This is a genomic window from Stutzerimonas chloritidismutans AW-1 (assembly GCF_000495915.1).
GTDB lineage: Bacteria > Pseudomonadota > Gammaproteobacteria > Pseudomonadales > Pseudomonadaceae > Stutzerimonas > Stutzerimonas chloritidismutans.
Genome location: NZ_AOFQ01000054.1, coordinates 37,874 through 50,622 on the forward strand (window position 1 = coordinate 37,874; position 12,749 = coordinate 50,622).

Genomic DNA, 12,749 nt, shown 5'->3' on the forward strand with positions numbered 1-12,749 from the left:
ACGCAACAGTATTCAAAGGGGAGCTTCGGCTCCCCTTTGTGCTATCCGGGGCTTACCCATTTTCCTTCACAGCAGTCTTACTGCTCGACAATCGCGTGGCCTCCGCCCTGCGCCAAGCACTGCCTGCGTGACGCGGCGCACGATGCTTTTTGACACCTCCCTACGCATCGTTCAACATCCAGCACTCTCGGTGCTAGAATCCGCGCAGGTTTCGCGGCCATTCGCGACACCGGCCCGTCTTCCGCCACACAGTTGCCCCCCATGCTGAAAAAGCTGTTCCAGTCTTTTCGTCTTCCTCTGCGCCGCATCCCGCATCCCCGCCGCACACCTGAAATTCTGTCCAGCCGGCAGCATTCCCTGCATCGCAACGAGATCAGTCGTTACGCGGTGAGCGTGGTCGAACGACTGCAGCAGGCGGGTTACGAGGCATATGTGGTCGGCGGCTGCGTGCGCGACCTGCTGCTGCAGCTGAATCCCAAGGATTACGACGTCGCGACCAGCGCGACCCCTGAACAGGTCCGCGCCGAATTCCGCAACGCCCGCGTGATCGGACGCCGTTTCAAGCTGGTGCATGTGCATTTCGGTCGCGAGATCATCGAGGTCGCCACCTTCCGCGCCAACCATCCGGAAGAGGATGACGACGACGCCAGCCATCTCGCTTCGCGCAACGAGAGCGGCCGCATCCTGCGTGACAACATCTATGGCACCCTCGAAGACGACGCCCAGCGCCGCGACTTCACCATCAATGCGCTGTATTACGATCCGACTACCGAGCGCATCCTCGACCACACCCGTGGCGTACACGACATCCGCAATCGCCTGATCCGTCTGATCGGCGACCCCGAGCAGCGCTACCAGGAAGACCCGGTGCGCATGCTGCGTGCCGTGCGTTTCGCCGCCAAGCTCGACTTCGAGATCGAACGGCATAGCGCCGAACCCATCGTCGACCTCGCCGACCTGCTCGACGGCATTCCCTCGGCACGCCTGTTCGACGAAGTGCTCAAGCTATTCCTCGGCGGCAAGGCCGAGCGCACCTTCGAGCTGCTGCTCGAATACGACCTATTCGCCCCGCTGTTCCCGGCGAGCGCCGCAGCACTCGAGCGCAACCCGGAATACGCCGGCACGCTGATCCGCAACGCCCTGGCGAACACCGACCTGCGCATTCAGCAGGGAAAACCGGTGACGCCGGCATTCCTCTTTGCCGCGTTGCTCTGGCCCGCCCTGCCCGCCCGCGTACTGGAACTGCAGGACCGTGGCATGCCGCCGATCCCAGCGATGCAGGAAGCGGCGCACGACATCATCTGGGAGCAGTGCCGGCGCACCGCGATTCCAAAACGCTTCACCATCCCTATGCGCGAGATCTGGGACATGCAGGAGCGCCTGCCGCGTCGCCAGGGGCGCCGCGCCGATCAGTTGCTGGAAAATCCGCGCTTCCGCGCCGGCTACGATTTCCTTCTGCTACGCGAAAGCGCCGGAGAGAAAACCAACGGCCTCGGCGACTGGTGGACCGAATATCAGGAAGCTAGCGACAGCGAACGTCGCAACATGATTCGCGGCCTCAGCAACAAGGAAGAAGCCGGCGGAGCGAAGAAGCGTCGTCGTGGGGGGCGCCGCCGCCGTGGTCCGGGCGACAACGCCGCCAACCCGGCCGAGTAAAATGGAACGCGTCTACATCGGCCTGGGCAGCAACCTGGCCGATCCGCAACAGCAACTGCGCGGCGCCCTGCAAGCGCTGGCTGACTTGCCACAGAGCAGTCTCGCAGCAGTATCGTCACTCTATGCCAGCGACCCACTCGGACCAGCCGACCAACCACGTTACGTCAACGCCGTGGCCGCACTGGACACCAGTCTCGCGCCGCTCGATCTGCTCGACGCCCTGCAACGCATCGAGCAGGCCCAGGGCCGTGAGCGCAAGGCGGAGCGCTGGGGTCCGCGTACGCTGGATCTGGACATCCTGCTGTTCGGCGATCGCCTGATCGCCGAACCCCGTCTGCAGGTTCCGCATTATCACCTGCAAGCCCGCGCGTTCGTGCTCTACCCGCTCGCTGAAGTCGCTCCGGCGGAGTTGCTGCTGGCCGATGGTCGCCGACTCGTCGACCTGCTCACCGCCTGCCCATTCAGCGGTCTCGAGAGGCTTGGCGATGACGGTGTCACCGCCGCGGTAACGAACGTAACGCGCGGGTAACACTCGCGATTGACTTACTCTGTCGCCGCCGGGACTATAAGCGCCCTCTGCCATCCGCGGCCCCATGCACCCAACCGGTGCGCCGCGCGGCAACCCTGACCTCCGAGGCTCGAAGAGGACGGCATTCATGCCAGACGTAACCCTGACCACGCTGCAAGGGCTCAAGCAGAAGGGCGAAAAGATCGTCATGCTCACCTGCTATGACGCCACCTTCGCCAAGACCGCCTGCGATGCGGGCGTCGAGATGCTTCTGATCGGCGATTCACTCGGCATGGTCCTGCAAGGTCACGACAGCACCCTGCCGGTCACCGTTGCCGACATGGCCTATCACACCGCCAGCGTCAAACGCGGTAATCGTGGCGCGATGATCGTCGCCGACCTGCCGTTCATGGCCAACGCCACCACCGAGCAGACCCTGAACAATTCGGCCGTGCTGATGCAGGCTGGCGCACACATGATCAAGCTGGAGGGCACCGCCTGGCTGGCCGAGTCGATCCGCCTGCTGGCCGAGCGTGGCATTCCAGTCTGCGCACACATGGGCCTGACGCCACAGGCGGTCAACATCTTCGGCGGTTACAAGGTACAAGGCCGCGAGGAAGCCCAGGCACTTCAGATGCTGGAGGACGCCAAGGCGCTGGAAGCCGCCGGTGCAGCCATGCTGCTGCTCGAGTGCGTACCCAGCGAACTGGCTGCGCGCATCACCCGGGCGGTGCAGATTCCGGTGATCGGCATCGGCGCCGGCAGCGACACCGACGGCCAGGTGCTGGTGTTGCACGATATGCTCGGGCTCTCGCTCGGTGGCCGCGTACCGAAGTTCGTCAAGAACTTCATGCGCGAGCACGGTGACATCCCATCCGCCATCGCCGGCTACGTGAAAGCCGTCAAGGCCACCGAATTCCCCGCAGTCGAACACGGTTTCTCCGCATGAACATCGTCAAGACCATCGCCGACCTGCGTGCCGCAGTGTCCCGCGCCCGTGGGGAAGGCAAGCGCATCGGCTTCGTACCGACCATGGGCAACCTGCACGCCGGCCACATCGCGCTGGTGAAGAAGGCCGGGCAGCGCGCCGACTTCGTGGTCGCCAGCATCTTCGTCAATCCACTGCAGTTCGGCCCCAACGAAGACCTGGACAACTACCCGCGCACCCTCGCTGCGGATCAGGACAAGCTGTTCGAAGCCGGCTGCCACCTGCTCTTTGCGCCGAGCGTCGAAGAGATTTATCCGCACGGCCAGGCCCAGCAGACCATCGTTCGCGTGCCCGGCGTTTCCGAAGGTCTCTGCGGTGGCAGCCGCCCCGGGCATTTCGACGGTGTATCCACCGTGGTCAGCAAGCTGTTCAACATGGTGCTGCCGGACCTCGCCGTATTCGGTCAGAAAGACTTCCAGCAGCTGGCGGTGATCCGCACCATGGTCCGCGATCTGAACATGCCAGTGCAGATCCTCTCCGAGCCGATCGTTCGCGCCGCCGACGGCCTGGCGCTGTCTTCACGCAACGGCTATCTGAGTGCAGACGAGCGCGCCACGGCTCCATCGCTGTACCGCACCCTGAGCCAGCTGGACGTAGCGATCCGGGGCGGTCGCCGCGACTACCCGGCGCTGATCGCCGAAGGCCTGAGCGCTTTGCAGGCTGCCGGCCTGCGTCCGGACTATCTGGAGATTCGCAACGCAATCGACCTGCAACCGGTCAGCGAGGGCTCCACCGAGCTGGTCATCCTCGCCGCCGCCTACCTGGGCAAGACGCGGCTGATCGACAACCTGCTGGTGGACATCCACACATCGGCCTGATCCCAGCCATTTGTCCGCAGCCTTGATCACGTTCGAGGCTTAAGGCACACTCTGCGCCGCTTGCGCCCCCGGAGGACCCCGCCATGCACGCCATCATGCTCAAGGCCAAATTGCACCGCGCCCAGGTAACTCACTCGGTGCTCGATTATGAAGGTTCCTGCGCCATCGACGGCGAATGGCTGGACCTGGCCGGCATCCGTGAATACGAACAGATCCAGATCTACAACGTCGACAATGGCGAGCGCTTCACCACGTACGCCATCCGCGGCGAGGAAGGTTCGAAGATCATCTCGGTCAACGGTGCCGCTGCTCACAAGGCCGGTGTCGGCCACCGCCTGATCATCTGCGCCTATGCGCACTACAGCGAGGCCGAGCTGGCCAGCTTCAAACCGCATGTGCTCTATATGGGCGCAGACGGCGAGCTGAGCCATACCAGCAACGCCATCCCGGTTCAGGTCGCCTGAGTCACCGTTCAGGTGTCGTCGAATAGAAGCCCGAAGTGTTCTGCACTTCGGGCTTTTTCGTTTGAACATGGCTGAACGGCCGATAGGTGGACGAACCAAAGCACAGGCCCGGGCAGAATAGAAGGCAATGGTCCGGAACGGAGTGGGGGTTTCCCCTGTCTGAGCTGACTCTGATGGCATAGGATGTGCCTTCACCGGCTCGGTGAAAGCCGGGTTCGGCCAGCATCCGCAGCATTCAGGAGGAGTGCCGGCGCGCCCGCACGGTCATACACATTACTGAATCCCGTCGCGACCAACGCGCGCCTGCGCGTGCAACTGCAGGGGTTCAGCGGCCTGTCAAAGCAAAGGAAGCCGCATCACCATGAGCTACTACCAGCATCCGCTCGATGTCACCGGCCTGCCGTCCTGGAAGGCCCTGGAAGAACACCGCCTGGCCATGCAGAACTTCAGCATGCGCGAAGCATTCAAGGCCGACCCGACGCGCTTCGATGATCTGTCGGTTTCCTGCAGCGGCCTGTTTCTCGACTACTCGAAGAACCTCATCACGCCCGAGACTCGCACCCTGCTGGTGAACCTGGCCCGCGAGGCCGGCGTCGAGCAGGCAGCCCATGCGATGTTCGAAGGCGAGCGCATCAACGCCTCGGAAAACCGTCCAGTGCTGCACACCGCCCTGCGCCGCCCGATGGGCGAATCGGTGATGGTCGACGGCAAGAACATCATGCGTGACGTGCACACCGCGCTGGCGCAGATGACCGACATCGTCACCCGCATCCACAACAACCTGTGGCGCGGCTTCAGCGACAAGACCATCACCGACGTGGTGAACATCGGCATCGGCGGCTCGTTCCTCGGCCCGCAGCTGGTATCCGAGGCGCTGTTGCCGTTCACCCAGCACGGCGTACGCACGCACTACCTGGCGAACATCGACGGCAGCGAATTCCGCGAAGTGACCGCCAAGCTGAATGTCGAAACCACGCTGTTCATCATCTCCAGCAAGACGTTCGGCACCCTCGAGACGCTGAAGAACGCCCAGGCCGCACGCACCTGGTATCTGGGCAAGGGCGGCACCGAAGAGAAGCTCTACCGCCACTTCATCGCCGTCACCAGCAACAAGCAGGCGGCGGTCGAATTCGGTATCCGCGAAAAGAACATCTTTCCGATGTGGGACTGGGTCGGTGGTCGCTATTCACTGTGGTCGGCGATCGGCTTGCCCATCGCCCTGGCGATCGGCATGTCCAACTTCAAGGATCTGCTGTCCGGCGCCTACAGCATGGACCAGCATTTCCTCAGCGAGCCGTTCGAAAGCAACATGCCGGTGCTGCTGGCGATGCTAGGCGTCTGGTACCACAACTTCTGGGGTGCACAGAGCTACGCGTTCCTGCCTTACGACCACTACCTGCGCAACTTCGTCAAACACCTGCAGCAGATGGACATGGAGTCCAACGGCAAGAGCGTGCGCCAGGACGGCACACCGGTGTCCTGCACCACCGGCCCGGTGATCTGGGGCGGTGTCGGCTGTAACGGCCAACACGCCTACCACCAGCTGCTGCACCAGGGCACACCGCTGATCCCGGCCGACTTCATCGTGCCCGTGGTCAGCCACAACCCTGTCGCCGATCACCACGAGTGGCTCTACGCCAACTGCCTGTCGCAGAGCCAGGCTTTGATGCGCGGCAAGACGCGCGAAGAAGCCGAGGCTGAACTGCGCGCCAAGGGCCTCAGCGAAGCCGAGGTGCAGCGTCTCGCCCCGCACAAAGTGATCCCCGGCAACCGCCCGAGCAACACCGTGGTGATGGAAACCATCAGCCCCGGCCGCCTCGGCGCACTGATCGCGCTGTACGAGCACAAGGTCTTCGTCCAAGGCGTGATCTGGGGGATCAACTCCTTCGACCAGTGGGGCGTGGAGCTCGGCAAGGATCTGGGCAAGGCCGTCTACAACCAGATGACCCGCTTCGATGCTGCGCCCGCAGAGGATGCCTCCACCCAGGGCCTGATCGACTTCTTCCGCGGCCGCCACCGCGGCTGATATCGCCCCTCGACCGGACAACAGTGCGGCGCTGCTGTCCGGTCTCTCCTCCTTCCCCCGTTACCACCGCCAATTGGCGAGCCCTCTGCGTCTGTTCAGGTAACATCGCCGCTTGCCAAGCCAACAGCGCTGTCGCCATGGAATTCATTCGCCGTCATATCGAAACCCGCGTGCTCAGCCTTACCGGGCTGGCGATCGGCGGTGTCGATTACGAAAATCCTCCGGGCGATCCCGGCCTGTTCGGGCCTGAGTCCGTGTGCTGGCGCGTGCATGGCGACTTCACCTCGATGATGGTTGGCGGAATCTCCGCACTTCTATTGCAGGCGCTGCACCCGTTGGCGCTGTCCGGTGTGTGGGATCACTCTAATTTTCGCGAGGACCTGCTCGGCCGCCTGCGGCGCACCGGGCAGTTCATCTCCGCCACTACCTTCGGTAGCCACGCCGATGCCGACCGGCTGATCGAGCGGGTCAAACGGATTCATGCAGGCGTATCCGGTACGGCGCCGGATGGTCGTCCCTACGCCGCGTCGGATCCCGACCTGCTGACCTGGGTGCACGTCGCCGAGGTCAGCAGCTTTCTCAAGTCCCACTTGCGCTACCTCAATCCGGATCTACCCGCTGCCGAGCAGGATCGCTATTACGCCGAAGTGGCGCTGATCGCCGAGCGCCTCGGCGCCGGTGACGTGCCGCGTTCGCGCGCGCAGATCGAGGCTTATCTCGAGCGCACCAGCCCCCAGCTCCGGAGCGACGAGCGTGCGCTGGAAATCCTGCAGACACTGCGTACCGCCCCGGCGCCCAGCCCCCTGCTCAGGCCTTTCGGAACGCTGATGCTGCACGCTGGTGTCGAGCTCTTGCCCGAATGGGCTCAGGAAATGCTTGGCCTGACACTGAGCGAAAGCCGACGCCAGCTGATCCGCACCGGGGTTCGCAGCACCGCGCCGGTAGTGCGCTGGGCCGTACGCAGCGGCTCCGTACACCGCGCGCGTCGACGCATGGGCCTGCCGCCACGCTAGCGCCAGGCAACCAGCGCAGCGATTCTTGATAGACTGCGCGCCCTTCTATTTCGAGTCGCCGCGCATGTCATCCCTCGTCCAGGCGCTGCGCGCCGCCTTCGATAGCCGCCGCCCACTGCTCGACGAATTGCAGCAGCAAGGCACCGATTGCTACCGGCTGTTCCATGGCAGCCAGGAAGGCGCGGCCGGCTTGACGGTCGATCGCTACGGCCCGCAGCTGATGGTGCAAAGCTTCCATCAAGCGCTCGACGCGCAAGCGCTGCAGAGCATCCATGACGAATCCACCGACTTTCTCGGGCAACCGCTCCAGCTCATCTACAACGATCGCTCGCAGAGCAACTCACGGATCGACCGCAGCAACCAGGCGCATCAACCTGAGGACGGGGCGCTGGAAGATCAGGTCGCCCATGAGTGGGGCCTGCGCTATCGCGTGCGAGGTCGCCACAGCGGGCAGGACCCACTGCTGTTCCTCGACCTGCGCAACGCCCGCGGCTGGGTCAAGCAACACAGCGCCGGCAAGTCGGTACTCAATCTGTTTTCCTACACCTGCGGCGTCGGCCTGTGCGCCGCCGCAGGCGGAGCGTCGGAAGTCTGGAATGTCGATTTCGCCGAGCGCAACCTGGCAGTGGGCCGGGAAAACGGCGAGCTGAACCCTTCCCTGCCGCCAATGCAGTTCGTACATTCCGACTACTTCCCGGCGATCCGCCAACTGGCCGGTCTGCCGGTCAGCGCCCGTCGCGGACGAGCCTTGCCGGACTACCCGCGCCTGGTACAACGTCAGTTCGATCTGGTACTGCTCGATCCGCCCGCCTGGGCACGCAGCGCCTTCGGCACGGTGGACCTGCTGCGCGACTATCAGAGCCTGCTCAAACCGGCGTTACTGGCAACCGCTGAAGATGGGGTGCTGATCTGCTGCAACAACCTGGCGAAGGTATCGATGGATGAGTGGCGGCCCCTGGTGCTGCGCTGCGCCGAGAAGGCCGGCAGGCCGGTACGCGAATGGCAGGCGCTGGCACCGGCTGCCGACTTCCCCTCGCGCGATGGGTTGCCCCCACTGAAGACCCTGATTCTGCGGCTTTGAGCGCATTGCCCGTATCGCTCGATTCGGGGAACCGTGTACGCGTGCCATATTCCAAGGCAACCATCCGCCAGGAATACTTCCGGTCATGCCCAATGGAATGAAGCGTGCGTTCACCGGGGTGGCGCTCGTGCTGATCTGCTACAGCCTGCTTGGCTTTCTGATCCTGCCGGGTATCGCCCAGCGCATCGCCAATCAGCAGCTTGCGGCCTACGCAACCGTGCCGGCCAGCCTGCAACGTATCGAATTCAACCCGTTCAGCCTCGAGCTCTCGCTGTTCGGCCTGCGCATCGGCGAGCAGGACGATCGTCAGCTGGCCTTCGAGCGGCTCTTTCTCGACCTGCAGTGGGACAGCCTCTGGCAACGCACGCTGCACCTGGCCAATGTCGAGCTGATCGAGCCGGACGTCGAGGTGCGCTTCGCCGAAGATGGCACGCTCAATCTCAGCCAGCTGTTCGAGGTGCCTGAATCAGAGCCGACGACCAGCGAGGGCGGTGACATCTTCCCGCTGCGCATGGATCGTCTGCAACTGGCAGGCGGCCGCCTCGCCTTCCTGGACCAGCGCCCGAGCGAGCCGATTGCCCTGGTCTACGATTCACTCGATTTCGAACTGCACGACCTCGCCACCCGCAGCGACGGCAGCGCCGATGCCCGTCTAACCGCCAGCGGGCCGAGCGGTGGGCGCATCGACTGGCAGGGCGATATCGGCCTGCAACCACTGACATCCAGCGGTCAGTTGCAGATCAGCGATCTCCAGCTCAAGGACCTGTGGCCCTATGTACGCGATGCCGTGCCGCTGACACTCAAGGATGGCAGTCTCGAGTTCAGCACGAACTATCGCCTGGACCTCAGCGATAACCTCGCGCTGCGACTGGAGAATGCCAAGGCCGCACTCGGCCCACTGGCCCTCGACAGCACCGATGGGCACAAGTTGATCCGCATGGAGCGACTCGAGCTGAGCGAAACGTCGCTGGACCTGGCCAGGCAGCAGATCAGCATTGGCAAACTGCGCAGCCGCAATCTGGAAACCTGGGCGGCCCGGGAAGCGGACGGAGAACTCGACTGGCAGAAACTGTTCGCCTCGACCAGCGACAAGACAGATGCCGACGCGCCGACCACGGACGACACAGCAAAGGGAGCCAACGCACCCTGGCAGGTGTTGTTACGCGACGCTCAGTTGCGCGACTACCGGGTCCATCTCGTCGATCGCGTCCCGGACGATGAAGTCGCGCTGGAGCTGGGCCCGCTAGATCTGAACATCCGCGAGTTCGACAGCCTCGGCACCAGCCCCTTCTCCCTGGAACTGGAAACCGGAGTCGGTAAGCAAGGCGCCATCCAGGCCAACGGGCAACTTCAGATGAGCCCCGTGAGCGGCAAGCTGGCGGTGACGACGCGAGATATCGACCTGCGCATCGCTCAGGCCTATCTCAGCCCACTGGTCCATCTGGAAGTGCGCAGCGGCCTGCTGGCCAGCGAACTCGAGGTCGAGCTGAAGTCCACCGAGCCGCTCGCCTTCAGCGTTCGGGGCAGCGTAGACGCCACTCAGCTGCATACGCTGGACACGATCAACAATCGCGATTTCGTCAAATGGCAGCGCCTGCAACTCAGCGGCCTCGACTACCAGCACCCGAGCAGCCTGGCAATCGAGCGCGTCGACCTCAGCCAGCCTTATGCGCGCTTCATCATCAACCCGGACCTGAGCACCAACATCAACGACCTGCTGGTCGAGCGCAGTGAGGCTGGGGATGACAACGCACAGGCACAAGACTCCTCCGAGCCGCTGGCTATCCATATCGGCGGCATTGCCATTGCCGACGGCTCGGCGAACTTTGCCGACTTCAGCCTGCGACCGCCCTTCGTCACCGCCATCCAGTCGCTCAACGGAGATATCGGCACCCTGGACAACCGCGAGCAGAAAGCCGCCTCGGTAAATGTCGCCGGCAAGGTGGATCAGTATGCGCCGGTCAGCATCAAGGGCAGCCTGACGCCTTTCGATCCACTGCAGAGCCTCGACATCGCCACGAGCTTCCGCCAGGTCGAGTTGACCACGCTGACGCCCTACTCCGGCAAATTCGCCGGCTACCGGATTCGCAAGGGCCGCCTCAATCTGGATCTGCATTACCGGATTGAGCAGGGTCGTCTTAACGCAGAAAACAAGGTCGTTCTGGAGCAGCTGCAACTTGGCGAGAAGGTCGACAGTCCTGATGCCGTGGATCTGCCTGTTCGGCTGGCGGTCGCCCTGCTCAAGGACAGCAAGGGCACCATCTCCATCGAATTGCCGGTGCAGGGCAACCTGAACGACCCGCAGTTCAGCGTCATGCCGATCGTCTGGCAGACGCTGCGCAATCTGGTGGTTCGCGCAGCCCAGGCGCCGTTCAAGTTCATAGCCGGACTGGCCGGCGGAAGCGACGCCGACCTCAGCCATGTCGGCTTCGAACCGGCCAGCAGCGAGCTGGATAGCGAAGCGCGCAAACGTCTGGGCACGCTGGCCTCGGCCCTGAAGCAACGTCCGGCTCTACGCCTGGAGGTGGAAGGCATGAGCGCCGCTGCCGTCGATGGCGCGCTGCTGGCCGAGCAACGCCTACAGCAGGAGTTCCGCGAAACCCAGTATCGAATCCTGCAGCGTCGTGGCGACAAGGTGCCCGCGGACGCCAGTCAGATCCAGGTCGAAGCGGAAGACGAGGCCGCGTTGCTGGAAGGCATCTACCGCAGTCGCCTCAAGCAGCAGCCGCCAGCCGAGTGGCGCGAACTCGACGACGAAGAGCGCGCCGCACAGATGCGCAAGGCCGTGCTCGATTCCTGGAGGGACAGTGCAGCGTTGCTGCGCCGCCTCAGCCGCGAACGTGCGGCCGCGATAAAGGGCTATCTGGTAGACGTGGGCCTGGACTCGGAGCGGGTGTACCTGCTGGACACTGGCACAACCGAACAGGGAAGCGACGGTAAGGTCGCGACGGCGATGCACCTGGGGAGTGAATGATGATCTCGCGTAAATACGTTGTTGCTTGTGTACTGCTGGCCGCGTTTTCCGGGGCTCACGCCGATACCCTGCGTTGCGGGAGCCAGCTCGTCACCACGGGTAACCGCGCCTTCGAAGTGGAAAGCAAGTGCGGCGTGCCGCAGCACCGTGATCTTGTCGGCTACACGCTCAGCCGTAACGACCGCCAGGAGTTCGCGCTGGAGGAATGGGTTTACGGTCCGCGTAATGGCATGCTCAGCATCCTGACCTTCGAAGGCAACCGCCTGGTTCGCATCGAAACCCGCAGAGCCAACTGATCCCCTGGAGCCATACCGATGGACCGTCGCGTTCCCGCCACACTTCTGTTTTGCCTGTTGCTGGTCACCCTGCAAGCGCAGGCCTCTTCTACCTATCGCTGCAACAGCCGCCTGGTGAGCCTGGAAGCCACCACGGCCGAGGTTCGCAGCAAATGCGGCGAGCCATCCAGCGCCGCATTGGTCGGTTACAAGGAGATCGTTGATGATCATGGCTACCAACAGGAGGTGCCTGTCGAGGAATGGGTCTACGGGCCGAACAACGGCATGCTCCATTTCCTGCGATTCGAAGGCAATCGTCTCCGGCAGATCACCAGTGAGCGAGGAAACTAGGACACAAAAAACCCCACTATAGAGTGGGGCTTTCTGATTTGCGCCCCGCCAGCGACTGGCGAGGAGAGCTCTGTTATTCGGCGGTTTTCAGGCCGTCGGCAGAGACTTCACGAACGCCTTTGATGCCCTTGGCCTTGGCCACGGCAGCTTCTTTCTCGGCTTCGGTAGCTACGGTCCCGGACAGCGAGACGACGCCATCCTTGGTTTCCACTTCGATGTCCATGCCGGGAGTCGCGTCTTCGGCCAGCAGGGTGGATTTCACCTTGGTGGTGATCCAAGTATCGGAAGCAGCATCACCGGCATCGTCCATAGTGTTGGCGGCCAGCATGACGGTATCGGTCTTGTCGATGGCAGGCGTGGTATCGGCCAGAGCGGCGCCGGCGAACGGCAGGCTAAGAGCAGCGGCGATGGCAGCGGCAGTAAGTGTCTGAGTAGTCTTCATAGATGTCACTCCTGTTCTCGTGGTTTCTGGGGCATGACTCCGGCCTCAGATGCACGAATAACAGCGCAAGCGCTGTGCCAACTTGAAGTTATTTTTTTTATCCTTAACAATCAACAAGTTATGCACACCAGCAATTCACAGTTTACTTGCACA

Annotated in this window: 12 protein-coding genes; 11 read left to right on the plus strand and 1 reads right to left on the minus strand. The window is 63.2% G+C overall.

Features of this window, described 5'->3' with window-relative positions; translation table 11 throughout:
• Positions 1-261: 261 nt before the first annotated feature.
• The 11 genes from F753_RS41560 to F753_RS41610 all read left to right on the plus strand — a co-directional run bounded on the left by F753_RS41560 (position 262) and on the right by F753_RS41610 (position 12,154).
• Positions 262-1,656, plus strand: a complete 1,395-nt coding sequence (locus tag F753_RS41560) for a polynucleotide adenylyltransferase PcnB (RefSeq protein ID WP_023446149.1) — start codon at positions 262-264, stop codon at positions 1,654-1,656.
• 1 nt (position 1,657) lies between these two features.
• Complete coding sequence (gene folK, locus F753_RS41565; RefSeq protein ID WP_014819251.1) at positions 1,658-2,185, plus strand: 2-amino-4-hydroxy-6-hydroxymethyldihydropteridine diphosphokinase; 528 nt, start codon at positions 1,658-1,660, stop codon at positions 2,183-2,185.
• A 127-nt stretch (positions 2,186-2,312) separates the two neighbouring features.
• Positions 2,313-3,113, plus strand: coding sequence for a 3-methyl-2-oxobutanoate hydroxymethyltransferase (gene panB / locus F753_RS41570; RefSeq protein ID WP_014819250.1), 801 nt, complete (start codon positions 2,313-2,315; stop codon positions 3,111-3,113).
• On the plus strand, positions 3,110-3,970 hold the full coding sequence (gene panC / locus F753_RS41575) for a pantoate--beta-alanine ligase (RefSeq protein ID WP_023446150.1): 861 nt from the start codon (positions 3,110-3,112) through the stop codon (positions 3,968-3,970). Before panB ends, panC begins: the two co-directional genes overlap by 4 nt.
• An 83-nt stretch (positions 3,971-4,053) precedes the next feature.
• Positions 4,054-4,434 (plus strand): aspartate 1-decarboxylase, encoded by a 381-nt coding sequence (gene panD / locus F753_RS41580; protein ID WP_023446151.1) that lies wholly within the window; start codon positions 4,054-4,056, stop codon positions 4,432-4,434.
• A gap of 361 nt (positions 4,435-4,795) precedes the next feature.
• The gene (pgi, locus tag F753_RS41585) at positions 4,796-6,460 is read left to right on the plus strand and encodes a glucose-6-phosphate isomerase (protein ID WP_014819248.1); all 1,665 of its coding nucleotides are present in this window, start codon (positions 4,796-4,798) and stop codon (positions 6,458-6,460) included.
• Positions 6,461-6,597: 137 nt separating this feature from the next.
• A complete protein-coding gene (locus F753_RS41590; RefSeq protein ID WP_023446152.1) occupies positions 6,598-7,473 on the plus strand; it encodes an oxygenase MpaB family protein in 876 nt (291 codons plus the stop codon).
• 64 nt (positions 7,474-7,537) lie between these two features.
• Positions 7,538-8,554: a class I SAM-dependent rRNA methyltransferase gene (locus F753_RS41595; protein ID WP_023446153.1), complete on the plus strand. Its 1,017-nt coding sequence runs from the start codon at positions 7,538-7,540 to the stop codon at positions 8,552-8,554.
• Positions 8,555-8,639: 85 nt separating this feature from the next.
• Complete coding sequence (locus F753_RS41600; RefSeq protein WP_031298079.1) at positions 8,640-11,528, plus strand: DUF748 domain-containing protein; 2,889 nt, start codon at positions 8,640-8,642, stop codon at positions 11,526-11,528.
• Positions 11,528-11,824: a DUF2845 domain-containing protein gene (locus F753_RS41605; protein WP_023446155.1), complete on the plus strand. Its 297-nt coding sequence runs from the start codon at positions 11,528-11,530 to the stop codon at positions 11,822-11,824. Before F753_RS41600 ends, F753_RS41605 begins: the two co-directional genes overlap by 1 nt.
• A gap of 18 nt (positions 11,825-11,842) precedes the next feature.
• The gene (locus F753_RS41610; RefSeq protein ID WP_023446156.1) at positions 11,843-12,154 is read left to right on the plus strand and encodes a DUF2845 domain-containing protein; all 312 of its coding nucleotides are present in this window, start codon (positions 11,843-11,845) and stop codon (positions 12,152-12,154) included.
• 73 nt (positions 12,155-12,227) lie between these two features.
• On the opposite strand, the gene F753_RS41615 is transcribed toward F753_RS41610, so the two are convergent.
• On the minus strand, positions 12,228-12,596 hold the full coding sequence (locus F753_RS41615; protein WP_014819242.1) for a BON domain-containing protein: 369 nt from the start codon (positions 12,594-12,596) through the stop codon (positions 12,228-12,230).
• Positions 12,597-12,749 lie beyond the last annotated feature (153 nt).